At 70.7% G+C, this 23,298-nt stretch carries 22 protein-coding genes and 2 pseudogenes; 12 read left to right on the top strand and 12 right to left on the bottom strand.

What is annotated here, in order from left to right; translation table 11 throughout:
* Positions 1-46: 46 nt before the first annotated feature.
* Positions 47-910: pseudogene (locus ACZ5TL_RS30620) on the bottom strand (undecaprenyl-diphosphate phosphatase).
* Entirely contained in the window at positions 910-1,365 is a 456-nt protein-coding gene (locus ACZ5TL_RS30615; protein WP_468593850.1) for a MerR family transcriptional regulator, read from the bottom strand. The pseudogene ACZ5TL_RS30620 and the gene ACZ5TL_RS30615 overlap by 1 nt, the downstream one beginning before the upstream one ends.
* A gap of 240 nt (positions 1,366-1,605) precedes the next feature.
* On the opposite strand from ACZ5TL_RS30615, the pseudogene ACZ5TL_RS30610 reads away from it, so the two are divergent.
* From ACZ5TL_RS30610 to ACZ5TL_RS30600, 3 genes and pseudogenes are all read left to right on the top strand, one after another.
* Positions 1,606-1,755: pseudogene (locus ACZ5TL_RS30610) on the top strand (6-phosphofructokinase); the annotation flags it as partial.
* 124 nt (positions 1,756-1,879) lie between these two features.
* Complete coding sequence (locus ACZ5TL_RS30605; protein WP_468593849.1) at positions 1,880-2,515, top strand: hypothetical protein; 636 nt, start codon at positions 1,880-1,882, stop codon at positions 2,513-2,515.
* Positions 2,516-2,609: 94 nt separating this feature from the next.
* The gene (locus ACZ5TL_RS30600; protein WP_468593847.1) at positions 2,610-4,295 is read left to right on the top strand and encodes a ribonuclease J; all 1,686 of its coding nucleotides are present in this window, start codon (positions 2,610-2,612) and stop codon (positions 4,293-4,295) included.
* A gap of 129 nt (positions 4,296-4,424) precedes the next feature.
* Here ACZ5TL_RS30600 and ACZ5TL_RS30595 read toward each other — a convergent pair whose 3' ends face one another.
* Positions 4,425-5,030: a TetR/AcrR family transcriptional regulator gene (locus ACZ5TL_RS30595; RefSeq protein WP_468593846.1), complete on the bottom strand. Its 606-nt coding sequence runs from the start codon at positions 5,028-5,030 to the stop codon at positions 4,425-4,427.
* Positions 5,031-5,136: 106 nt separating this feature from the next.
* Between ACZ5TL_RS30595 and ACZ5TL_RS30590 the strand changes: the two genes are divergently transcribed.
* A complete protein-coding gene (locus ACZ5TL_RS30590; RefSeq protein ID WP_468593844.1) occupies positions 5,137-6,573 on the top strand; it encodes a DHA2 family efflux MFS transporter permease subunit in 1,437 nt (478 codons plus the stop codon).
* 75 nt (positions 6,574-6,648) lie between these two features.
* Here ACZ5TL_RS30590 and ACZ5TL_RS30585 read toward each other — a convergent pair whose 3' ends face one another.
* Positions 6,649-7,899, bottom strand: coding sequence for an MFS transporter (locus ACZ5TL_RS30585; protein ID WP_468593843.1), 1,251 nt, complete (start codon positions 7,897-7,899; stop codon positions 6,649-6,651).
* 20 nt (positions 7,900-7,919) lie between these two features.
* Entirely contained in the window at positions 7,920-8,582 is a 663-nt protein-coding gene (locus ACZ5TL_RS30580; protein ID WP_468593842.1) for an antibiotic biosynthesis monooxygenase, read from the bottom strand.
* Positions 8,583-8,730: 148 nt separating this feature from the next.
* Between ACZ5TL_RS30580 and ACZ5TL_RS30575 the strand changes: the two genes are divergently transcribed.
* The 3 genes from ACZ5TL_RS30575 (at position 8,731) to ACZ5TL_RS30565 (ending at position 10,375) form a co-directional block, all read left to right on the top strand.
* On the top strand, positions 8,731-9,393 hold the full coding sequence (locus ACZ5TL_RS30575; protein WP_468593841.1) for a TetR/AcrR family transcriptional regulator: 663 nt from the start codon (positions 8,731-8,733) through the stop codon (positions 9,391-9,393).
* Between the two features lie 246 nt (positions 9,394-9,639).
* Entirely contained in the window at positions 9,640-9,897 is a 258-nt protein-coding gene (locus ACZ5TL_RS30570) for a redoxin domain-containing protein (RefSeq protein ID WP_468593840.1), read from the top strand.
* Positions 9,898-10,189: 292 nt separating this feature from the next.
* Complete coding sequence (locus ACZ5TL_RS30565; protein ID WP_468593839.1) at positions 10,190-10,375, top strand: hypothetical protein; 186 nt, start codon at positions 10,190-10,192, stop codon at positions 10,373-10,375.
* A gap of 8 nt (positions 10,376-10,383) precedes the next feature.
* On the opposite strand, the gene ACZ5TL_RS30560 is transcribed toward ACZ5TL_RS30565, so the two are convergent.
* The gene (locus ACZ5TL_RS30560; protein ID WP_468593838.1) at positions 10,384-10,797 is read right to left on the bottom strand and encodes a hypothetical protein; all 414 of its coding nucleotides are present in this window, start codon (positions 10,795-10,797) and stop codon (positions 10,384-10,386) included.
* Positions 10,797-11,681 carry a hypothetical protein gene (locus ACZ5TL_RS30555; protein WP_468593837.1) on the bottom strand — a complete coding sequence of 295 codons (885 nt, stop codon included), beginning with the start codon at positions 11,679-11,681 and terminating at the stop codon, positions 10,797-10,799. The genes ACZ5TL_RS30560 and ACZ5TL_RS30555 overlap by 1 nt, the downstream gene beginning before the upstream one ends.
* Positions 11,682-11,882: 201 nt before the next feature.
* Between ACZ5TL_RS30555 and ACZ5TL_RS30550 the strand changes: the two genes are divergently transcribed.
* From ACZ5TL_RS30550 to aroA, 3 genes are all read left to right on the top strand, one after another.
* Complete coding sequence (locus ACZ5TL_RS30550; RefSeq protein ID WP_468593836.1) at positions 11,883-12,785, top strand: NUDIX domain-containing protein; 903 nt, start codon at positions 11,883-11,885, stop codon at positions 12,783-12,785.
* 29 nt (positions 12,786-12,814) lie between these two features.
* Positions 12,815-12,991 (top strand): hypothetical protein, encoded by a 177-nt coding sequence (locus ACZ5TL_RS30545; protein WP_468593834.1) that lies wholly within the window; start codon positions 12,815-12,817, stop codon positions 12,989-12,991.
* A 259-nt stretch (positions 12,992-13,250) separates the two neighbouring features.
* Positions 13,251-14,567, top strand: a complete 1,317-nt coding sequence (gene aroA, locus ACZ5TL_RS30540; RefSeq protein WP_468593833.1) for a 3-phosphoshikimate 1-carboxyvinyltransferase — start codon at positions 13,251-13,253, stop codon at positions 14,565-14,567.
* A 63-nt stretch (positions 14,568-14,630) separates the two neighbouring features.
* Here aroA and ACZ5TL_RS30535 read toward each other — a convergent pair whose 3' ends face one another.
* From ACZ5TL_RS30535 to ACZ5TL_RS30520, 4 genes are read right to left on the bottom strand one after another with little or no spacing between them, the layout of a single operon-like run.
* A complete protein-coding gene (locus ACZ5TL_RS30535) occupies positions 14,631-15,308 on the bottom strand; it encodes a hypothetical protein (RefSeq protein ID WP_468593831.1) in 678 nt (225 codons plus the stop codon).
* A 22-nt stretch (positions 15,309-15,330) separates the two neighbouring features.
* Positions 15,331-16,428: an NADH:flavin oxidoreductase/NADH oxidase gene (locus ACZ5TL_RS30530; RefSeq protein ID WP_468593829.1), complete on the bottom strand. Its 1,098-nt coding sequence runs from the start codon at positions 16,426-16,428 to the stop codon at positions 15,331-15,333.
* 16 nt (positions 16,429-16,444) lie between these two features.
* A complete protein-coding gene (locus ACZ5TL_RS30525; RefSeq protein ID WP_468593827.1) occupies positions 16,445-17,704 on the bottom strand; it encodes a DegT/DnrJ/EryC1/StrS family aminotransferase in 1,260 nt (419 codons plus the stop codon).
* Entirely contained in the window at positions 17,695-18,594 is a 900-nt protein-coding gene (locus tag ACZ5TL_RS30520; RefSeq protein ID WP_468593826.1) for a hypothetical protein, read from the bottom strand. Before ACZ5TL_RS30520 ends, ACZ5TL_RS30525 begins: the two co-directional genes overlap by 10 nt.
* A gap of 293 nt (positions 18,595-18,887) precedes the next feature.
* Here ACZ5TL_RS30520 and ACZ5TL_RS30515 point away from each other — a divergent pair, with 293 nt between their 5' ends.
* A complete protein-coding gene (locus ACZ5TL_RS30515) occupies positions 18,888-20,171 on the top strand; it encodes a transcriptional regulator (protein ID WP_468593824.1) in 1,284 nt (427 codons plus the stop codon).
* 207 nt (positions 20,172-20,378) lie between these two features.
* On the opposite strand, the gene ACZ5TL_RS30510 is transcribed toward ACZ5TL_RS30515, so the two are convergent.
* Positions 20,379-21,455, bottom strand: coding sequence for a hypothetical protein (locus ACZ5TL_RS30510; RefSeq protein ID WP_468593823.1), 1,077 nt, complete (start codon positions 21,453-21,455; stop codon positions 20,379-20,381).
* Between the two features lie 553 nt (positions 21,456-22,008).
* Between ACZ5TL_RS30510 and ACZ5TL_RS30505 the strand changes: the two genes are divergently transcribed.
* Positions 22,009-23,253, top strand: a complete 1,245-nt coding sequence (locus tag ACZ5TL_RS30505; RefSeq protein WP_468593821.1) for a helix-turn-helix domain-containing protein — start codon at positions 22,009-22,011, stop codon at positions 23,251-23,253.
* Positions 23,254-23,298 lie beyond the last annotated feature (45 nt).

The raw sequence follows: 23,298 nt of genomic DNA, 5'->3' as shown, positions 1-23,298 counted from the left end.
GTCAACAGACCGACGGTCAAGGGCCACTCATACGTCGGGCCTCGAGCTATTCAGCCGATTCGCCGCCGTGCGGACTGAGCGTGTCCGCGCCCACCAGCACGTAGATGGCGATGCCCAACAGCACCCGGTAGAACACGAACGGCATGAAGCTCCTGGTCGTGATGACCTTCATGAACCACGCGATGGCGGCGTATCCAATGCCGAAGGCGATGATCGTCGGGCCCCCACGACACGCTGCCCTCCTCTGCCGCGGCTTCAACTCGAAGAGCCCGGAGGCCAGCACCGCGGGGATCGCCAGCAGGAACGAGTACCGGGCCGCCGCCTCACGGCTGTAACCCATCAGCAGACCCCCGCTGATCGTCGCGCCGGAACGGGAGACGCCCGGAATCAGCGCCATGGCCTGGCACACCCCGAAGATCAGCCCGTCCCGGACACCGAGGGTCCTTCAGCGACTTGCGCCCCCTCACGGCCCAGCGCCTGCCGCCCCTCTCATCGCGGGCGGCGAGCCGGTCGGCGACGCCCAGCACGACGCCCATGACGACCAGCGCGGTGGCGATCAGCCGCAGATCGCGGAAGGGACCCTCGATCTGCTCCTTGAGCGTGACGCCGAGCACACCGATCGGAATCGAACCGATCATGACCAGCCAGCCCATCTGTGCGTCGTGGTTGCCACGCAGCGTCCTGTCGAAGAGCGAACGCGCCCAGGTGGACACGATGTTCACGATGTCCTTGCGGAAGTAGATCAGAACGGCCGTCTCAGTGCCGATCTGGGTGATCGCAGTGAAGGCGGCGCCGGGGTCGTCCCAGCCCGCGAACGCCGCGGTCAGGCGGAGATGGGCACTGGAAGAGATCGGCAGGAACTCGGTCAGGCCCTGGATGAGCCCGAGGACGACGGATTCGACCAGCTCATTAGCGTCCGGCCACCCCGGGAAGGGGCAGGGCCCGGCCGACTGTGCCGATCGGGTCCGTCAGGAGGCGCCGGAAGGGCATGCGGTATGCGCGTACGGTCATGGAGTTGGGACCTGCTCGGGGCTCGCTTGATGGACGGGGGATGAGGACGCGGATGTCGGCGCAACAACGGCGAGTGTGTGGAGTCGCGCCGTGCGGTGCTGGGGGTCCGCCGCCCTCGGGCAGCTTCTCCAGTAGCTCCAGCATGGCGCGCACGTCCTCCAGGCAGAAGCCCAGCGGCTGCATCCGGCGAACCAGCGACAGGCGGCGCACCTCGGCTTCGGTGCAGAGGCGGAAGCCGCCTGCGCTGCGCTCGCTCGGGGCGACGACGCCGACGTTCTCGCAGTGGCGGATCGTGCGCAGGGACAGTCCCGTCCGTTCGGACACCTCGCCGATCTGCATCAGCCTTCCGGTCACGGCCCCACCGCCTCGCCTCCTCGTCCGGCGCCCTTGCCGGACTAAAAAGCTACCCTTTCGTTAGGGTAGGTTTGCAAGCGAGTGGAACGGACGGCGGCCTCACCGCCCTGATCGCCGCCGTCGTTCACGGCAGCGCTGCCTCACTCCCCCTCGGGGTGGCGCTGCCCCTCTGCATCCCGGCTGCGGGCAACCGGCTCTGACGCCGCACGACCAATCTCCTGGAGGAGCCCCTTCATGCGCGTGACCCTCGGGCACGTCCAGCGCGGCGGAACGCCCACCGCGTACGACCGAGTGCCGGCCACGCGGTTCAGCCGGCATGCCGTGGAGGCCGTGGAGGCCGTGAAGGTGGTGCCGCAGGACCGGTACGCCAGGGCCGGATGCGTGGTGTGACATGAGCTCCCGCCCGCGTGCCCGGCGCCTGCCCTGGGGCTCCGTAAAGCAGTTGCCCGGCCCTGCTGCCACCCCGGCATCATCGTCGCGGTACCACCACCGTCCACCTCCCAGGGAGAGCGTGTTGACCACCCCCTCGTTCCCGGACCTCACCCGCACCAGCACCGCGGTGATCGGCGCCCGGTACGTCGCGGACCCCGACCGGCAGCGGCTGGTGGCCGACGCCGAAGCCGACGCACTGGACTGCACTCGCCCGCCCCGTGGCCTGGCCGCCGTGAGCTGGTTCGCGAGCACGGACGGCGAGAGCGTGCTGACGCTCGCGCAGTGGGACAGCTCCCTGGCATACGACACCTACCTGCGCGGCGGCGGCTATGCGGCCCCGCTGGCTGGCCCGCCCCGGTACCGCCTGCACCACAGCCTGGCCGAGGAACACGAGACCCGCCTCCCCGGCTGCCTGATCACCGCCGCCTTCGATGTCGACGGCCCCGAGCGGCAACGCCACCTCGTCGACAGCCTCATCGCCGTCCAGCCCGAGGACGGCGGGCATCCCGGGGCGATTTCCGCGCACTTCCTGCTCAGTGCCGATGGCTCAAGGGTTCTCCTCTACACCGAGTGGACCAGCATCGAGGCGCACCTGGAGGCCGCCGAGGCAGGCGACCACGACAAGGGACACGAGATCATGTCCAGCACACCCGGCGTACGGCTCACCCACGGCGGGCGCTACCACCCCCAGCGCTCACTGTCCCTTCCCCAGCCGTGACCAGCTGCCGAACTTCCGCATGCTCCCCGGCCTGGCCCGACTCCACCGGACAGGCAATGGATCATCCTGTCCCACTCTCCGGTAGCGTCAAGGTATGAGCCATCCGCACCCCGAGCTGAAAGCCGCCCCACCCCTGCCCGAAGGAGGGCTGCGTGTCGTCGCCCTCGGCGGTCTGGGTGAAATCGGCCGCAACATGACCGTTTTCGAGCATGCCGGCAAGCTGCTGATCGTGGACTGCGGTGTGCTGTTCCCGGAGGAGAACCAGCCCGGCGTGGACGTGATCCTGCCGGACTTCACTTCGATCCGGGACCGGCTGGACGACATCGTGGCCGTAGTGCTGACCCACGGCCACGAGGACCACATCGGCGGTGTTCCGTACCTGCTGCGGGAGCGGTCGGACATTCCCGTCGTCGGCTCGAAGCTCACCCTGGCCTTCCTGGAGGCCAAGCTCAAGGAGCACGGGATCAGGCCCCGTTCGGTGCGTGTACGCGAGGGCGACCGGCGTGGTTTCGGTCCCTTCGACTGCGAGTTCGTGGCCGTCAACCACTCCATCCCGGACAGCCTCGCGGTGGCCCTGCGTACCTCAGCCGGGCTGGTGCTGCACACCGGCGACTTCAAGATGGACCAGTTCCCGCTGGACGACCGCATCACCGACCTGCGCGCCTTCGCCCAGCTCGGCGAGGAGGGCGTGGACCTGTTCCTCACCGACTCCACCAACGCCGAGGTCCCCGGCTTCACCACCTCCGAACGCGAGCTGAACCCCGCGATCGAGCAGGTGATGCGCACGGCGCCGCGGCGGGTGATCGTCTCCAGCTTCGCCAGCCATGTGCACCGTATCCAGCAGGTCCTGGACGCCGCCCACGCGCACGGCCGCAAGGTGGCCTTCGTGGGCCGCTCCATGGTCCGCAACATGGGCATCGCCCGCGACCTGGGGTATCTGAAAGTTCCCTCCGGCCTGGTCGTGAACACCAAGGAGCTGGAGAAGCTGCCGGATCACAAGATCACCCTGGTGTGTACGGGCTCCCAGGGCGAGCCCATGGCGGCGCTGTCGCGGATGGCCAACCGCGACCACCAGATCCGCATCGGCAAGGGCGACACCGTCCTGCTCGCCAGCTCCCTCATCCCCGGCAACGAGAACGCCATCTACCGGGTGATCAACGGCCTGACCCGGTGGGGCGCCAACGTCGTCCACAAGGGCAACGCCAAGGTGCACGTCTCCGGCCACGCCAGCGCCGGGGAGCTCGTCTACTGCTACAACATCGTCCGACCGCGCAACGTCATGCCCGTGCACGGCGAGTTCCGCCACCTGCGGGCCAACGCCGACCTCGCCATCCGTACGGGCGTCGATCCTGACCGGGTCGTGATCGCCGAGGACGGTGTCGTCGTCGACCTTGTCGAGGGCCGCGCCGCCATCACCGGCAAGGTGCCCGCGGGCAACGTCTACGTGGACGGCATGGAGGTCGGTGGCGCGACGGAGGCCTCCCTCAAGGACCGCCTCACCCTGGCCGAGGAAGGCGTCGTCACCGTCGTGGCCCTCGTCGACGCCGACACCGGCGCCCTGGCCGAGGCTCCCGACTTCCTGGCGCGCGGCTTCGTGCACGACGAGAGCACCTTCGAGCCGGTCGTCCCCGTCATCGAGAAGACGCTGGCCACCGCGGCCGAGGAAGGCGTCGGCGACGCCCGCCAGCTCGAACAGCTCATCGCCCGCGCCGTGGCCAACTGGGCGTTCCGCACCCACCGGCGCCGGCCTCTCGTTATCCCCGTCATCATCGACGCCTGACTCGGCCGCGCCCCAACTCCCCACTGAGCCAGGCAGGAACGGACAGGGACCACCCCGCTGGACGTCGGCACCAACACCAGACGTCAACGTCAGAAAGATGAAGTCCTCACTCAGTCAATGAGTGAGGACTCACTCGCTGCAGAACAGCCGGTCCAGGTGGTAGCCCAGTACGGCCATCGCCGACTCCGGGGTCCGTCGGCCGACGAGAACGCTCGCGCCGAGGCCGTGGCCGAGGGCGAGCAGGCGCGCGGACTCGATGTCCGGGTCGGAGTGCCCGGCGAGCGCGCCGTCGGTCTGCGCCTGCCGCAGCAGGCCGGCGAGCTGGGTCTCCAGGCGGTCGGGCCCTTCGGTGAACGGCTGGGCGGCCACGTCCGGGTCGGTCATGGCCAGCATCGCGCACGAAGTCCACAGGATGTGGAAGGTGCGGCTGGCCTCGTCGGTGGGCAGGGCCTCGGCGAGCAGAGCCTCAACGCGGGCCCGGGGTGTGGGCGGCTCCGGCAGGGCGGCCAGACGGGCTGCCCAGCGTGCGTGGCTCTGCTGTTCGAGGTGGCGCAGGGCGGCAAGCATCAGCCGGCCCTTGGTCTCGAAGTAGTACTGCACGAGCCGCAGCGAGACCCCGGCCTCGGTGGCGACCGCGCGCATGGTCACGGCGTGCACGCCGTCGCGGGCCGCGACACGGTTGAGACCGTCGATGATCTGGGCCCGGCGCTGGGCGTGGTCGGCGGTTCTGGGCACGGCGTGCCTCGCTCAGGGGCTTGTCGGGCTCATTGTGATACGCCGTATCATAAAGGATCGGAGCCGGCGGAGGTGGGCGTGCACGCCCGGTGAGGAGCTGGGGGACGTGGGGCAGCGGGACCGAACGGCCCTGGACGGCAGCCCGGCGGGATCGGACCTCGGGCGGCACCGGGCGGGCTGGGTGCTGGGCCTGGCCTGTGCCGCGCAGTTCATGGTGGTGCTGGATGTCTCCGTGGTGAACGTCGCGCTGCCGTCGATCCGGTCCGCCCTGGGCTTCGCCCCGGCGGATCTGCCCTGGGTGGTGAACGCCTACGGGCTCGCCTTCGCGGGGCTGTTGCTGCTGGGAGGCCGCCTCGCCGATGTCCTGGGACATCAGCGGGCCTTCACGCTGGGGCTCGTACTGTTCTCGGCGGCGAGCCTGGCGGGCGGGCTCGCCGGAGCGCCGGGCGCGCTGATCACGGCCCGCGCGGTGCAGGGTGCGGGGGCGGCGCTGCTCGCCCCGGCCACGCTGACCGTCCTGACCGGGGCGTTTCCCGAGGGGCCGGTCCGTACGCGGGCGCTGGCCGTGTGGACGGCGGTCGGGGTCGCGGGCGGCGCGGCGGGCAACCTGATCGGCGGGGTGCTGACCGAGTACCTGTCGTGGCGGTGGATCCTGCTGGTCAACGTCCCCATCGGCGCGGCAGGAACGCTGCTGGCCCTGCGCGTGCTGAAGGGCGGACCGGACGCGGGGGCTCGCGTGCGCCTCGACATCCTGGGATCCGTGCTCGCATCCGCGGGCATCGCCGCCCTGACCTACGGCCTGGCGCGGACCGAGGCCCTGGGCTGGGGCAACCCCGTGCCCCTGGGCGCGGTGACGGCCGGGGTGCTGGCGCTGGCCGCCTTCGCCGGGGTCGAAGCGCGCGTGGCGCGGGCGCCGTTGATACCGCTGCGGCTCTTTCGCGTCCGCTCGGTCGGGGTGGGCAACCTGGTGCTGCTGCTGACCGGAGCGTGCCTGATCCCGATGTGGTACTTCCTGTCGCTGTTTATGCAGCAGGTGCTCCACTACAGCCCGCTGCAGACCGCGTTCGGCTTCCTCCCGCACACCCTGGTCACCATGGCAGTGGGCGCCCGCCTCGCCCCGCGACTCATGCGGCACTCCGAGCCGCGCACGCTGATCGCGCTCAGCGCCGTCGTCTGCGCGGCCGGGTTCTGGTGGCAGAGCCGCATCACCCCCGACAGCGGCTACGTCGACGGGGTGCTGGGCCCGGCGCTCGTGCTGTCCGCCGGCACCGGGCTGCTGCTCACGCCGATCACCACCGCCGTCACCAGCGGCGTCGAGCCCTTTGACGCCGGGGCCGCGTCCGGGCTGATGAACACCGCCAAGCAGGTCGGCGGCGCGCTGGGGCTTGCCCTGCTGTCCACCATCGCCGCACCAGGCGGCTCGGCCCGGGCGCGGGATCTGGCCGCGGGGTACGCGCGGGCGTTCCTGGTGATCGCGGCGGTGCTGGCCGTCGTCGCCGTCGTCGCCCTGGCCCTGCCCCGCCGGCAGCCCGAGGCGCGGTGAGCAGGGCCGTACAGCCCGGGTCCGTCTCCTGGCGGCGCCCACCAAGCCGCGCACCGCTCCTGGGCACAGAGCGTTTCAGGTCTGCTCCGTGACGGCGGCCGCCTCCGGCGCGGAGCTGCCGGCGTCTGTCTCCGGCAGATCCCTGAGCCGGAACAGGGCGATGAGGATCAGGGTCGTGCCGCCCGCCGCCACCAGGGCACCGGTCGCGATCGAGGTGGCATCGATCAGCGGGCCGAACACCAGCGGCGAGACGAACTGCCCGCCGAACAGCGCGCTGGCCTGCAACGAGGTGGCGGTGCCGCGCTGCTCGGGCGGAGCCGCGCGGTCCACGAGGACGGTCAGGGTGGGCATGGTGATGCCGCTGCCGATCCCGGTGAGGGCCGGTACGACAAGCAGCAGCACCGGATGGTCGGCGAAGGCGAAGACGAGCAGGGCCGTCGTCCATGCGGCAGCCGCGATCCGCATCAGTGCAGCATGTCCCAGGCGGGCCGCGAGCTTGGCGTAGGTGAGGCCGACCGCGGTCGCGGCACCCGAGGCGATGACCGTGCCGAACAGGGCGACCACGAGGGTGTCGTGGATACCGAGCTGGTCCAGGCGGCGAGGCAGGGAGACGGCCAGGACCATCATCAGCCCGGTGGTCGCCACCCACAGCCCGCACAGGCCCAGGACAAGCGGGTGTTCACGCAGCAGCCGGACCGCACCGCCGCGATCCCGCCGCGTCTTATGGCCGTCCTCGCCGGCCAGGGTGGCGCGCGGCAGAGCAAGGAGTGCGGCGGCGCCGAGGGGCAGACCGATGAGGTAGATGGCGAACGGGGCGTGCCAGGAGTGGTTGCCCAGCGCGCCGGCCGCCAGCGGGTAGACGAAGCCGCCCGCTGTCGTGGCCGCCGTACGCCAGCCCATCACCTTGTCCCTCGCTTCCCCCCGGTACAGGCCGAGCAGAGCGGCGGTGGAACAAGTGAACACCGCCGCCGCCCCGACGCCCAGCACCAGCCGGGAGGCGAACAGCGCCGGGTAGGAACCGGTGACCAGGCCCGCGCCGCCGCCCAGCCCGTAGACCGCGAGCCCGAGGGCGAGCGGCAAGCGTGGGCCGAAGCGGTCGGTGGCCCTGCCCACCACCGGGCTGACCACGGCGATGGCCAGGCTGTGGGAGGTGAGCACCAGGCCGGCGGCGGCGCCTCCCACATCGAGCGCCTGGCGGATCACCTCGATAACCGGAGCGATCGTGGCACCGCCCATCACCCCCAGCGTGGAGGCGAGCAGCAGCACCGTGAGGGTGGCCCGACCCGGAGCAGGGGCGGCGTCGTGCGTCGTGGACGTAGCGGACATGGCGCTCCCCCTCCTCGCGGTCAGGCCGCGAGAAGGGCGGTGTGCAGGTTCCAGCGCCGGTACCCGCACGGTCGGACCCCCGGAATCTCCCCGCTGACCCGGCGCCGGACGTGCTGCGGATCGTCGGCGGCCAGCGCGTCGATGTGGGACTGCTCGTCGCGCCACTCCGCATAGTTGAACACCCGCGTGCCGTCGCTGCTGGTGTGGAAGTGCGCGGCGATCGCACCGGGCATCGGGGCCACGTCCTTGGTCATGGCGAAGACCTCGTCGATGAAGTGCCGCTGCCGCCCGGGCCCGTCCGTGTCGAACACCGGCGTCACGATGCAGCCCACCGCGCCAGAGCCGGTGGTGCTGACGTGCGAGCGGTGCAGGCGGTAGCGCACCGGCGCGGACGGCTCGGTGCCCGCGATCCCCGGCACATGAGGCTCTGGCGCGGCGAGCACGGTATCCAGCGCCGCATCGCCGGTCCACTGCTCGTACGCCATCAACGCCTGTCCGTCGGTGCTGGCGAACAGCGACCAGCTCAACAGCCCGACGGGCCAGGGCTCTTGCTCCCGGCTGGCCGCCGCCGTCTCGGCAACGGCAGCACAACACGCGGCCTCACCCACGTACCTGATGGTGATCACCACGAGGTGCGCGTCAGCGCGGGTGATCTCGGGCGGGGTCTCGGTGCGACGGTTCACGCGACAGCTCTCCCCAGAAGTCGGCCGGAGCGGGTGAGGGCGCAGGCCCACCCCACCAATAAAATGAGACTGAGTACAACTCTGGCACGAGTTCCTTAATGGCTCCAGTGCCATTCAGGTCCGGGTCTGGTTTCGGTAACCTGCTGCCGTGGCCACCAACAGTCCCGCCCCCGACGACGACAGCAGCCTTCCGCTGCGTGAACGCAAGAAGCAGCGCACCCGCCGCGCACTCGCCGACACCGCCCTGACGCTGTTCAGCGAGCGCGGCTTCGACCGCGTCACCCTCGAAGAGCTCACCGCCCACGCGGAGATCGGCCGCAGCACCTTCTTCCGCTACTACGGCACCAAGGAAGACGTCGCCATGGCCGCTGAAGGCGAACTGTGGGACGCCTACACCGCCCACTTCGAGCAACACGCCGGCCACGGACCCGCCCTCGACGCCCTGCGCTTGTCACTCACCGCCGCGATCCTCGGCATGCCCGACGGATGGGACCAGCGGTTCCTCGCCACCCGCCGCCTCGCCGCCGGCACCCCCGTCCTGCGCGACCACAGCATCCTGTCCTCCATGAAGTGCCAGCAGCGCCTCGTCGAGATCCTCGAACGACGCCTCGCCACCGACAGCCGTGAGGACGTCCGCCTGCGCCTGCTGGGCGAATTCGCCCTCAGCGCCTGGCGCTGCGGCGCCCGCAACTGGGTCGCCGGACGCGGCTACGACAACCGCCGAGGCCACGGCGGCACCAAGACCCTGGCCCGCCGCATCGAGGAAGCCTTCGACGCAATCCCCGCGAGCCTCTCCCTCAGCCTGGGCTGAGATACCTATTCCGATCAGCGGGGTGAGATTCTCACCTCTCCGACCGAGCAGATGTCGGTGCGGGCGTGGCCCAGGCGTCGTAACACCCACGTCGAACACGGGGGCGCGGTGACCGGTCAATGGTCAGCAGCAAGTGCTGCCCACAGGGGAGCCGCCCCGTCGAAGGCGCCATCCCCCGCCCAGCCGCCCAGCCGCCCAGTCGCCCACCGCCTCCAACGGCAGCGGAGCGCGCTGGATGGGGCGCAGGTGCCCGAGGCGCTGGATTTCACCGCCACCGTGGACGGCAAGCCGTTCGGCGCCCTGACGCTCGCGGGCAAGCCCACGGTGCTGTGGTTCGCGGCGCCGTGGTGTCCCACGTGCAAGGGGCAGGCCGCCGAGACCGCCAAGGTCGCCGCCGACTACCAGGGCAAGGCGAACGTCGTCGGCGTCGCCGGGCTCGACACCAACGCTGCCATGCGCGACTTCGTTTCCGACACGTCGCCGAGGACGACCAGGGACAGGTAAGCGGGGAGCAGGGCGAAGCCGCACGGGTTGACGGTGGCGAGCATCCCGGCGCCGAGCGCGAGGGCGAAGGGCAGGCCGGCCATGGCGGGTTCAGCCGGTGACGGCGGCGACCTTCCCGGCCAGCCCCTTGCCGCCGGGCAGGACACCCTCGTAGGCGGTCTTGCCGTTCTCGTCAGGGATCACATCGTGGCTCTGCTGGGTGGTCTCGAACCGCTTCCATACAGCGCATTCTCGTCGGACAGATGGGGGAAGGAGCCGGTGCCCGTGCGAACCGTCGGCCGTCGGCGAGGAAATGGACGACGCGAGCAAACAGGCCGCCTTCGAGGCATGGGTCGCCCAAATCGGGGCCGAGCGCACCGAGGAGCACGGCTCGGGCTCGACCCTCCTGCACGCAGCAGCAACGAACCTAGTCGGGGACAAACCGGTCAGCATCACCGTGCTGACCACCATCCACCACGACGGTAGCGACGCCGCGTAGACCTCGGGTCAGCGCCGGTCCGGCAGCCGGGCGACGCCCGAGGCGCCCTCGAGTTCGGCCTTGGCTTGTTCCAGTTCGAGGGAGAGCTCCGTGATGATCATTCGCATGGTCTTAGTTCGCGCCCGCTCGTGGCGGAGCTCGTCCCTCAAGTCGTCGGCGTCAGCCTTGAGCTTCCGGTTCTCGTCAGCGAGTTCCTGCATCGCGGTCGGGGTGGAATTCTGGGCCTTCGCGCGGGCCTGAAAGTCCTGGACGAGATCAGTGTGGCGGTACACGATGTCGCGCCGCAGGTCGCACTCGGTGATCAGCTCCGATGCGGTGAGTCTCCCGGACTGTGAGCGCAACGGCATCCCGGCCAGGAGCCGTTCGGCCGCGGCTTGGATCGCGGCTCGGTCGGCTTCCTGGTCGCGTGGTCGGCGTCCCATCACCGCTCCTTCGTCGTTGATGTTGTCCGTATGGGTCGCGCTTGATGGGCTGCGATGATCGTTCGGCTGCGCTCAGCGAGCGCGGCAGCTCGGTCGCGCCGAGGACGTGGGCTAAGTTGGTCGGCTGCCGCGTTCTCCCACTGCTGCTGCAGACGTTTCTGCACGACAATGTTCCGATCTGTGTAGACGAGATTGCTGCAACTTGACAAGCACTCCCCCTCGTTGGGGCCGTCTTCAGCGGGCAGTCCGGCTTCGAGGCGGGCCTTACGGCAGGCGGCCGTCTCCCGCCGCCATACGCAGGTCATGGCCTCGCCGTGGAGGATGTTCGGATCCGTCTGTTCGAGCAGTCGATCGACGCTTCTGCCGGCGGTGACGACGCGTCCGGCGAACCGGGCGCGCGTGCGTACGCGGTGTCGGTACTCGTCGGCAGCGGGGCCGGAGATGTGTTCGCCCGACTCCAGCAGGCGGGCGTCCTGCTCATTTTGTTCCAGCACCATCTCCAGGGTCTCCAGCTGGACGTCGTCCATCCAGGAGGAATCGTCCCAGCCTGCGTAGCTCAGGGTGACTTTGGTGTGGACATGGGCGTACTGCAGCGCGGCGGCCACCAGGCCGCGGGGCCGGCGGACGATGAAATACGCGAGGGTTCTCCTGAAGCGCGAAGCGTGCAGGTGCTTGGTCGGATCCGGCGGGATGGGCACCTCGGTGCCGGGGTGGCCGAACGTGCTGTTCACCCACGCCACGAAGTCCTCCAGATCCCGGGTGACCGACTCAACCTGCCGGGCGTTGAAGTCGTTCGGCCGCTTGGTGTGGGCGTTGGTGAAGCTGGCGGGGAACAAAAAGGCGTAGTCACCGAAGCTCTCCAGCAGCGCGATGGCGTCGTGCACCGGCGTGACGACGACCCACGGCCGTTGTTCCGGCGATACCTCCGCGCTACGGACCGATCGAACTGCCCTAGCGAGCCGGCATCCTCGTCCACTTTCTCGCCACCCACGCCGATCCGGAACCAAAGGAGCGCGGCCACCGCACCCTGGCGCGCCTGCGATCCCAAGGCCGCAACGGACGGACCGCATCGAACGGAGGCACGCGTGCCTGACGACACCCAGCAGGCGATCCCAGCCGTCCCGAGTCCGGCGACCGGAGGTGAACCACAAGAGCACCACATGCACCTGCTCGGGCGGTACTACCGCCAAGTGGAAGCAGGCCGCAAGACGATCGAAGTGAGGGTGGCCACCCCGCAGAAGCGCGCCGTCGCAGTCGGTGACACGGTCGTCTTCCACGACCGGGACACCGGGCGGGAACTCGACGTCATCGTTAAGCGGATCACCCCGTACCACTCCTTCGAGGATCTGCTCAGCTCGGAGGACACCGTGCTCATCGACCCGGACGGGCCGCCCGGAGAGCTGCTCGCCAACCTCCGCAGCATCTACTCGCCGGCCAAGGAAGCCCTCGGCATTCTCGCCCTCGCGTTCGACCACCGCCCGGCCCGGCCCGGCCGCCCCATGCCGATGACGCCCACGCAGTACGCGCAGACCGTCCCCCACCACACGGTGTACGGCTGCCTCTACATCCGCGACGAGAACGACCGGCCGGTCCAACTGCGCTCGGTCTACGGCTCGAGACTCTGGCAGTTCCCGGGCGGCAACCTGGACGCCCCAGGCGAGGACCCGCTGCAGACCGCCCGGCGAGAGGCGGTCGAGGAGACGGGCCTCGAACTCGGTCTGGACACACCAACGCTGCTCCTGACGCACTTCCTGCACGCCGGGCCCCGGCTGCCGCTGAACAAGGTGGGGCTCATCTTCGACGGAGGGCAGCTGACCGCCGGCCAGCTCGGCCGGATCCGCCTCGATCCCGCCGAGCACGACATGTGGGCCGTCCACGACCTCGCGACCTGGCAGGAACTGATGGCTCCGCGCGCCTTCGCCCGTCTCGACGCCATCGAACGAGCCCGGCGCGGCGAGGGCCCCGCCTACCTGATCACGCACACCTGATCCCCGACACCCCCACCCAGGAGGCAACTGTGCCCGCCGAGGACACCAACACCCGGGATGTCGCCTGGGACCGGGCGGCCGCCGGTATGACCGGCCCACTGATCTTCGACGGGCGCAATCTGCTCGACCCTCAGAGGATGGGTGCGCTCGGCTTCACCTACATGAGCGTGGGCCGCAAGACAGTACGTGGCACGGCCGTGACCTGAATGCCCGTACGGCGATCGAGAGCCGTTGCAGAGCAGGCGTGAGTGCATCGCTGGGCCGGGCCCGTTGGAAGCCGACGTCTCGGCACACGGCCGTTTCGGCTGGGCCATCCCCGGGAGGTGGCCACTTGGTGAATCGGCGCCCGCGGTGAAGTGCGCGGCGCGTAATGTCGGCTGCGAGCGTGATTGTTTGGACACGTTGAGTTGTCCCCGGTCGCTCGTACTCAGGCCGCCGCGTTCCTTCCGTAGAGAAAGAAGCCTCATGACCCCCGCTGTTTCCGCCTCTGATCTCGACGCCGTCTCAACCCTTCAGGTCACCGGGGCCGGTCCTGCCCGTGGCTCACTCCAGGTCCCGGGCGACAAGAGCATTTCGCACCGGGCACTTCTGCTGGCGGCGATGGCCCACGGGCCCAGCGTGATCACCGGCCTGTCCCGGGGGCAGGACGTGACGCACACGCTGCGGGCGGTCCAGCAGTTCGGGGTGGCCGTCACCGACGCCGATGAGGGCCGTGTGCGGGTGGAGGGACCGATCCTGCACGAGCCGGCCAGCGTCCTTGACCACGGCAACGCCGGCACGGGTATCCGGCTGACGTCGGGGCTGTGCGCCGGGATCGACGGCCTGTCGGTGCTCACCGGGGACCAGTTTCTGTGCAGGCGGCCGATGGACCGGATCGCTGAGCCGCTGCGCAGCATGGGTGCCACGATCGACGGCCGCGAGCGTGGCCGCCTGGCGCCGCTCGCGATCCGCGGAGGCGGGCTGACCGGCATCACGTACACACCGAAAATCGCGTCGGCTCAGGTCAAGAGCGCGGTGCTCCTCGCGGGCCTGTCCGCCAAGGGCCAGACGACGGTGGAGGAGATCCACCCGACGCGGCGGCACACCGAGGAGATGCTGGCCCAGTTCGGGGCCCGTGTGCGGGTCGACGAGCACCGAGTGACGGTCGAGCCGGGCGAGCTGGCGGGCACGGACGTGGCGGTGCCCGGCGACCCGTCGCAGGCGGCTTTCTGGGCGGTGGCCGCGCTCCTCGCCGACCAGGGCGAGGTGACCGTCGAGAACCTGTACCCCGGCTACGGCCGCTCGGACTTCGTCGGCGTGTTGCAGCGCATGGGCGCGGGCATCGATTTCGACCGCAGCACGGGGACGCTGACCGTGCGGTCGTCGAAGTTGCGGGCGGTAGAGCTCACCGCCGAGGACATCCCCGGCATCGTGGATGAGGTGCCCGTGCTGGCGATGGCGGCCGCCGTCGCCGAGGGGACGACCGTCATCTCGGGCGCGGGCGATCTGCGGGCGAAGGAGTCGGACCGGATCGCCAGCACCTCCGCGATGCTGCGCGCTTTCGGGGTGCAGGTGACGGAGACCGAGGACGGCATGCTCATCGAGGGCGTCTCCCGGCTGCGCCCGGCGCGGGTCGACAGTCACGGTGACCACCGGATCGCGATGACCGCCGCCGTCGCCGGCGCGTGCGCAGCCGAAGGGACGACCAGCATCGACGGCTGGGACTCGGTGGCGACGAGCTACCCGCGCTTCGCCGAGGACCTGGTGCGGCTGACGGGAGCGGGCGTCGAGCCGGGCGCGTAGTCACGGCCGCCGGCCCGGCCCCTCCCGCTACGGAAGGGGACGGGCCGTCGCCATCGGATGGGGCTACCAGCTGTAGCCATGGTGTTCGAACTCGGCAGCGTATGCCTCCTCGATCGCCTTACGCGCCGCAGGGGTGAGGATCTGGCGGTAGTCGCTGCCCGGGAGCCGGAACTGCGACTTCGCCCGGGGCAGGACCAGCGCGGGCATACCGACCCGGGCACACACGGCGTCCAGGCCCGCCTGCAGATGCTCGTGGCGGACGATGAAGTCGACCATCACCGCACCGGAGGCGTCCGTGTACAGGGGCCAGTTGAACGCGTCCCGGAACTCCCCGGACTCGATGAACGCCTCGATGGGGATGCGGGGCTCGGTGCGGTGCCGGTGGAAGTACAGCGAGACGACCTTGTTGAAGGGGCTGCGCTCCAGGCACACGGTCAGGTAGCGGTCCCAGATGCCGGCGCCGAGTTCTTCGCGTATCTCCCGGGCGGGCATGTGGTTGTAGTAGCGCACGCCGGGGCTGCGCCCGGGCGGCACCGGTTCCTGGTCCGGGGTGTGGCCGGGGAGCAGGTAGTTCTGCGGGGCCCGGCCGCCTTGGGCTGCCCGTAAGGCTTCGTCTCGCGGTGACATCGAGGTGATGATGTCCCACTCTCCGGCGAGGCGGGACAGAGCGATCTCCGCCGACGTGCCCGCGGTTTTCCGGGTGCGGACGAAGATTAGTCCTCTGTCGTGCATGACGAGCATGATCGGGTCTCCTCCCGTACGGTCACAGCTCGGGGGGCAGGTGGCCATCGCCCGCCGCGGTGGTAGCGAGGGCCCGCTGGTAGGGGGCGGGTGCGAGGCCGGGGGCGCTGCGGGCCGGGAGCATCGGGTCGACGAGGAGCTGGCGTCCCATCAGGACCAGGTCGCAGGTGCCGTTGGTCAGCAGGTCGCGTGCCTGCCCCAGGGTGGTGATCTTGCCGACGGCCGCGGTGGGCACGCCCGTCTCGCGGCGGATGGTGGCCGCATACGGGGCTTGCCAGCAGGGGCCGGTGGGCCTCTGTTCGGGGCGGGCGATGCCGCCGGAGGTGCAGTCGATCAGGTCGGCGCCGTCTGCGGCGAGCAGCGGCACGAGCCGGACCGTGTCGTCGAGCGTCCACCCGCCGGGCAGGAAGTCGCAGACGGACATGCGCACCAGGAGCGGGAGTTCGTCGGGCAGGGCGGCCCGTACGGTGCGCACGGTCTGGCGCAGCAGCAGGGTCCGGGCGTCGAAGTCGCCGCCGTAGGCGTCGGTGCGCCGGTTGGCGATCGGCGACAGGAAGGAGTGCAGGAGCCGGCCGTGCCCGGCGTGCAGCTCGACCGCGCGGAATCCGGCGGTGACGGCCCGCTCGGTGGCGGCCGCGAACTCGGTGACGGCCTGGTCGATCTGCTGGAGCGTCATCTCGGCGGGCACGGTGTAGCCGTCGGCGAAGGCGAGCGGGGAGGGGGCCAGCGGGGTCCAGCCGCCGTCGGCCTCGGCGAGCGGGGCGTCTCCGCCTTCTCCCCACGGGCGGGTGCGGGATGCTTTACGGCCGGCGTGGGAGAGCTGTACGGCGGGCACGGCGCCCTGGGCGGCGATGACCTCGGTGACCTCGGCCAGGGCCTTGGCCTGGCCGTCGTCCCACAGTCCCAGGTCGTCGGGGGTCGCCAGTCCTTCGGGGGCAACCGCGGTTGCCTCTACGAGGACCAGGCCCATGCCGACGGAGCGGGTCTGGTAGTGCGTCAGGTGCCAGCGCGGGTCGGGCAGGTTCCCGGGCGCGGCCTGGTAGGTACTCATCGCCGGGAGGCCGAGCCGGTTGCGCAGCTCGATGTTGCGCAGGCGCAGCGGCGTGAACAGCCTTTCCATGTGTGTCCCTCTTCGCTCAGGAGGCGGTGACGGCCAGCCGGTCGGCGGCCGCGGTCAGCGCGTGGTCGTACGGGTCGGGGTCGCCGTCGGGCAGCGGCTCGTACATGTCGCGGGTGTCGATCTCCACCAGCCGGTCGAGGTGCCGGGCCGTGCCGGGGAAGCTTCCGGGTTCGGGGAGTTCGACCTGCCGCCCTAGGAGCGGGGCGAGATCGGGGCGGGTGAACAGGGGTGCCTCGTGGAGGGGCCGGGCGGGCAGCCCTGCCCGTATCCCGGCGGCCTGAAGCGTCTGCACGACGGCGTTCACGCAGTGGCCGGGGGCGACGCGCCAGTGCCACTTGTACAAGGCGCCGGCCGTGCGGCCGGACGGCTCCGGCAGTGGTGTCAGGGCGGGCAGGTGCCGGGCGAGGAGCCGTTCCACGGCCGTCTGCCGCTCGTTCTTGGTCGCCACGGTGTGCGGCAGGCGCCGCAGGTGATCGGCGACCAGGGCCGCCGCGACCGGGCTGGGCCGCCGGTTGTGGCCGACGCCGGTGGCGGCGAGGGCCCGCAACCGCTCATCGCGCACCCGGGCCAGCGCCCGGTGCTTGGGCTGGCTCAGGATCAGGGCCCGCTCCCAGACATCGCGGTCGCGGGTGGCCAGCAGCCCGGCTTTCCCGCCGCTGGCCATCTTCCATGTGCCGCAGGACCAGACCGTCACATCGCCGACCAGCCCCACCGGCTGGTTCTGCCAGGCCAGGCCGTGGGCGTGGGAGCAGTCGGCCACCAGCGCCAGTTGATGCCGGTGGCAGAGGCGCCGTACGGCATCGAGTGGCACGGGCCGACCCCAGGTGTGCGTGATCGTCAGCGCGGCGGTGCGCGGGGTGATGCGTGCGGCCGCGTCGTCGAGGTCGATCCCGCCGGTGGCCGGGTCCGTGTCGCACAGCACCGGCACCAGGTGCGCGGGGAGCATGGCCGTCACGGTGGATCGGAAGGAGGCGGACGCGACGAGGACTTCGCTGCCCGGCTCCAGTCCCAGCGCGGCGTACGCGGTCTCGAGCGCGGCCGTGCCCGAGTCGCACAGCGTCACCAACCGTCCCGGCGCCAGGGCGTCCGCCGCGAGGTCCTCGCACGCGTCGATCAGTGGATGGTCGGAGCCGGCCGCCGCCATGTCGCCTTGGTTGAGCAGCCGCAGCACGGTGTTCGTGGCGTCTTCCGACCACCACGGCCACAGCAGCGCTTCGTCGGTGGCGGCTGTGCTCCTGGGGGCGCTGGTCGTGGGGAGTGCCGCCATCACTGCCATGGGCTCCTCGTCTCCTGTTCGGGCCAGGCCGCGGGCCCCGGGGCCCGCCGCAGCAGCGGCCAGCGCTCCGACGCCGCGACCAGGGCCGCCCAGCGTTTGTCGACCGGCCCGGTGTGCAGCTCGTGCACCGAGGGGGCCGGGGCGCCCGCCTCGGGGAGGCCGAGCGGGGGCAGTTCGCTCTCGATGTCGCGCAGGGCATGGTCGAAGTCTGCTGAGTGGCCGTCACGCAGCCGTGCGGCCGCTTCGGTGATGAGTTCGGCCCGCTCGGGCCACGAGCAAAGCACCGCCAGCTCCCGTACGACGTCTGCGGGGTCGTCGGTGGTGTGCAGCATCGTCAGGGCGCGGTTCGGGCTGCCTGCGACGTCGCGCAGGGTGCCCTCCTGGCGCTGGGCCGGGTTGTTGCGGCCCTTTACGGCCGTCATCCGTACGGATACCGGCCCGCCCGTGGCGTCGGCCCACAGCACCAGCAGGCCGGGCCCGAGCGCTGCGAGGGCGTCCATGAGGATCAGCCGCTCTGCTGTCGCCCACCGGCACATGTAGGCCCACAGGGCGCGCACTGCGGACCGTTCCAGCCGGACCGGTTGTGCGGCCAGCGGTCTGAACCCGTGCGCGGCGGTCGCGGCCAGGACGCGCCGTGCCGTCCCGGCGGCGACGGCGTCCGGGCGCAGCCACATCAGGGCTGTCCTGGCGGCGAAGGCGTACGCCTCCTCCTCGCCGAGTTCGCCGGCCAGTGCCGCCCATCCTTCCTGGGCGACCAGGTCGCGGGCGAACAGTTCGTCTTTGCCCGTCACGTCGGTCAGGCGGGCCCAGTCGGGGCCTGCCAGGTCGAGGGCTGCACTGCGCTCCTCGATCTGGTGGACGTCTGCTGCGTGCGGTGCTCGTAATCGCACCGGGATTCCCCTTCCTGCCGGATGCTTCTCGTCAACTCCCGGCAAACTTCGCGGAGTTGGGCGGCTACTGGAAGGTGAAGGGGTGTTGCTCGCGGTTGCGCCGACGAGCAACATGGAGCAACACGACTTCGCCTCCACGGCACCCAGGACATCGGTTACAGTGCGCTCACCTTGCGTAGTCGCCGACCCGTACAGCGGAGGCAGTCATGCGCCCCAGGGCCCCACGGCAGGCCCCTACCCCTTGTGACCTGTTCATTCGGACCCGTCTGGTACGCGGCTGGACCCAGGCCGAGATGGCACACCGCATCCGCGTCCGCAGCAAGGAGTTGGGCCGGCCGATGCTGACCGGCAGGGACGGCGTGTGCCACTGGGAGCGGGGCCGCGAACCCGACCGGCCCACACGGCTGGTGATCGCTGACGTGCTCGGTATTCCACGAGCGGCGGTCGATGAGCGACCATGGCCCGAGTGGCTGGCCGAGGACCCCTTACAGCGGCCGGAGCCTCGGCCCTGGACGCGCCTCGGCGCCCTCACATCACTGACCGAACTCGCAGGGAGCGCCGCCACCGTGGACTACACGCGCAGGGAACTCGTCCTCATAGCGGGCGGGACGCTGACCGCCACTCTCCTGGCCTGGATCACCGCCGACCCAGCTGCCGCCGGCCAGATGACCACCAGGGAGCGCATCGGGGAGGCAGCCGTGGCCCGCGTCGAGGCCCGCGCGGCCGCGTTACGGCACACCGACGACGCCGACGGCGGCGCCATCATCCTCGAAGAGACCTCCAGCGCGCTCACCCTGGTCGCCGGGCTGCTGCGCACCCGCTCCTACAAGGACCACCACGGCGCCCGCCTGTATGCGGTCGCCTCCGACCTCGCTCGGCAGAGGGCCGCCGCGATGCTCGATGTCCACGGTGAGTGCGCCGACGCGGCTTTCGACACCGCCCTGCGCTCGGCCCGCATCGCGGGCAGCGACGAACTCGGCGCCAACTGCCTCAACTTCTGGACCGTTTCCGCCTACAACACCGGCAGGTACGCCGACGCCGAGGCGATGGCGTCCACCGGCTTGGCCGCGGTGCGCGGCCGGTCCACGCCTCGCGTTGAGGCGATGCTCACCTCTCGGCGCGGCCGCGCACGCGCCCACCTCGGCGACGAACGCTGCTGGGAGGACTTCGACCGGGCCGAATCGCTCCTCGCCGAAGCCAGGGGGCACGCGGATCCCGACTGGGCGTACTGGTTCGACGAGGCAGAGCTGGCCGGCGCCCGCGCCTCCAGCCACCGCGACCTGGGACAGTCGGGCCCGGCCGCCGACGGCTTCGCCCGGGTCCACGACCTCATCGACCCGGTGCACGTCCGTACCACCGCTCTGTACACCGCGCGGCAGGCGGACGCTCTGCTGGACCAGGGCGAGGTGGAACGGGCCTGCGCAGCCGCTCACCGCGCCCTGGACCTCGCCGAGGAGATCAGCTCGCACCGGCCCACTGGCCCGCTGCTCGACCTCACCGAGCGACTCGGCCGGTTCGAGGCCACACCCTCGGCCCGAGACTTCCGGGAGCGGGCACACGCCGTTCTGGCGGCGTGAGGCAGAGCGGTCAGGTCACCACCGGCGGCTGTTCCACGGCGGTCCAGGAGCCCTCATACAGCTGCCGTTCGTCGCCCACTGGCAGGCCGGTCCCTCACCGGTGAGCGGCGGCCGGTCGACGACGCCACCCGTCACATAGGGCATGTCGCCGCCGTTTACTGCGAGTCCAGCGAGAGCTGATGCGTCGCAGGGAACGTTGAGTGATTCTCAGCGAAGGCTGGTGACGGCGCCGACCGGTCGGTCCGGAACAGGAGATCCGCCGCGCTCGAGCCAGCGGTCGACCCAGGCGGGCACGGAGAGGGCGAGCTGCTGCCGGGCCGCGTAGATCGCTGGGCGGTGCTCCTGGATCCGCTTCAGGCGGTCGCCGCGGCGCTGGATGGCGCGCACCTCCAGCACTCCGGGCCGCTCGGCCAGGCCGGCGGTGATGGTGGTGCACTGGTCGCTGTAACCGGGCGGCAGATGGCAGTTGCAGTGGTCGTCCAAGGGAGTGACGGGCAGGCCCCAGCCGGGTGCCGCGAGCAGCGCCATCAGCCGCCGGTGGCCGGTGGCGCCGTGGCCTTCCGCGAACGTGGGGTCGATGATCCAGCGTTCGCCACCGCCGCGTTCGTGGTGGCCGAGCCAGCCGGTCACGGCCAGCGGCACCCCCAGGGTGCGGATCAGGCCGACCCGGCGCAACAGTCCGCTGGTCAGCCAGGCCGACACCGCGGTGCCCCGGCGGCCCGGCCGCCGGTAGGGGCGCTCGGCCGGGTGCCAGCGGGCCGGCAGTTCGCGGTGACACGGCGTCATGCCGTAGTTGCTCATCTGCTGGTCCTGGACGTCGACCGCGCGCAGCCACTCGTCAGGGTCCAGACCCAGCAGGGTGACGGAGGCGGACGTGTCCAGCATGCGCAGCACCACCTGCCCGCCGTCGACGTGGGTACGGGCCCCGGGCACCCCGTTGATGTCGCCGTACTCGTCGGCGCGTGGCAGCAGCGCCTCAGCCAGGTCCAGGGCCTGGGTTTCGTCCGGGTTGCGCCGCTCGACCGAGTCGGCCTCAAATCGGATCAGGAGGCGGTCGGAACGCGGGTCGACGTGTTCAATGCCCCACGGGTGCAGAGTGGTGATCCGACGCCAGGCCAGTGCGGCCATCACCCGGGCCTCCAGCAGTAGCTGGTCGGCGTCCGGCTGTGGGATTAGCAGGGAGCCAGGCACGGCGGCCCTGACCCGGCGCCGGGCGGACTGCCAGGGCAGCCCGGTGTACAGGCGCAGCAGTTCGGCGCGGCGTTCGATGGCAGTTGTCTTCATGACTCGGAGCCCCCCAATACCGCGGAGCCGTCCCGACACGGCGCGCGCGGCCGAGAGCCACGAGGAACATCAGGACCATGCAACGGTGCCGGCCGAGTTGGCTTCTCCACGGTGTACTCGATGTCGGGTCGAGTACGGGGCAGGGACCCCGCCGGGCCCACCACTTCGGATTCGACCACATCGAGCGGGGGCGGGCCCTGGTCACCGGGATGACGCACCGCTGCGTCACCAGAATGGCGCACTGTCGGTAGCCAGCCTTCGCTGAGAATCACTCAGCCTTCCCTGCGACGCATCAAGAGCCGAAGCCGCCCAGCCGACTGACCTTGCGCCCCACGTATTCCGTCACCCCGAGCACCGTATTTCGTCGGTTCCCCCTGATGGGCGGAACCGGCCCCGAGCAGCTGCAGACTCTGGACGAGCGTCCTGAGAAACTGTCCAGGAAGAGGAGGATCGAACGCTTGCACGCCGAACGGTGCCTCTCTCCCTTGCGGGAAGCGGCGAACGCACCGTTCGGCGTACCGTTCTGAGTGTCTAGTCCAGAACGGAGCCAAGTATGCCTCTCCTCAGTGACGAGCACATCGGGACGCGAGTCCGCATCGCCAGAAACGCAGCAGGACTGACGCAGGTTGAGCTGGCCGATTTTCTTGACCGAACCGACAGTTGGGTGGCGAACGTCGAAGCGGGCCGGCAGTCGCTCGACCGTTACTCGGTGATCACGGAGATCGCTGACCGGTGCGACGTGGATGTGGTCTGGCTGCTCGGCCAGCCCTACCGGCTGCAGCGGAGCGGCGGGAACCTCGCCCACGCCCATATTCCGGCACTGCGCATGGGCTTGCGCAGGTCTGGGCTGATCCTCTCCGGTCATCCGGGGCTGAGTCCGCAGGGCCCGCAGGTGCACCTCGCGACCATGCGGTCCCACTCCCGCAAGGCCAACGTCGCGCGCCAGGCAGCGGATCTACCGATGGTCGCCACGCTGCTGCCGAACATGGTGGAGGACCTGAATACAGCGCTCCTGGTCGCTCAGGGGCGGGCCCGTGAGAGCGTGCTGCGTCTCATGGTCGACGCGGCGCGCACGGCTCGCATGGCCTTGAATCAGCTGGGTTACCCCGATCTTGCCTGGATCGCTGCGGAGGTCGCGGCCGGCGCGGCGGCCGAGCTCGGTGATCCGGTGGTCAAGGGCACCGTGGCGTGGGACCGGTGCGGTGCGCTGCTGCATCAGGCGTCGTTGCGCGAGACGGTGGCGGTCGCGGACGCGGCGCTGCAGGACCTGGAGCCGTATGTCACGGGGCGCGGCGCCTCGGACAAGGCAGTATCGATCAGGGGTGCGCTGCACCTGCGGTGTGCCATCGCGCACGCGCGTGGCAATCAGAAGGCGGATGCCTGGTCTCGGATCGACGCGGCCTTGGAGGACGCGGACAGGCTCGGTCCTGAGTGGTACGACCTGGACGCTCACACGGTGTTCGGCCGGGGCACCGTGGCCGTGCACGCGGCTGAGGCCGGGGTCGAGGTCGACCAGCCGGACAAGGGTCTGAAGAAGGTGCCATCCGTCGACGTCGGCCAGGTGCCCAGCCGCGAGCGGCGCACGCACTACGCGATTGATGAGGCGCGCGCCCTACACCGGATGGGCAAAGACGCTTCCGCCGTGGTCAAGCTGAAAGCAGCGGCGACGGAAGCGCCGTACTACACCTACGCCGATCCGATGGCGCGGGCACTCGTGTCCGACCTCGCGCGGGTGGGCGTTCCTTCGCAGAAGGGAGCGCTGTCCGGGTTGATCCGGCACATGGAACTCGTGAGCTGACCCTCCATCAATCCGGCCCGCAAAACGCCCCCTAGTTTTTCTAGG

This window comes from Streptomyces sp. NPDC033136 (assembly GCF_055578235.1).
This window is presented reverse-complemented; position numbering and strand designations above follow the sequence as displayed.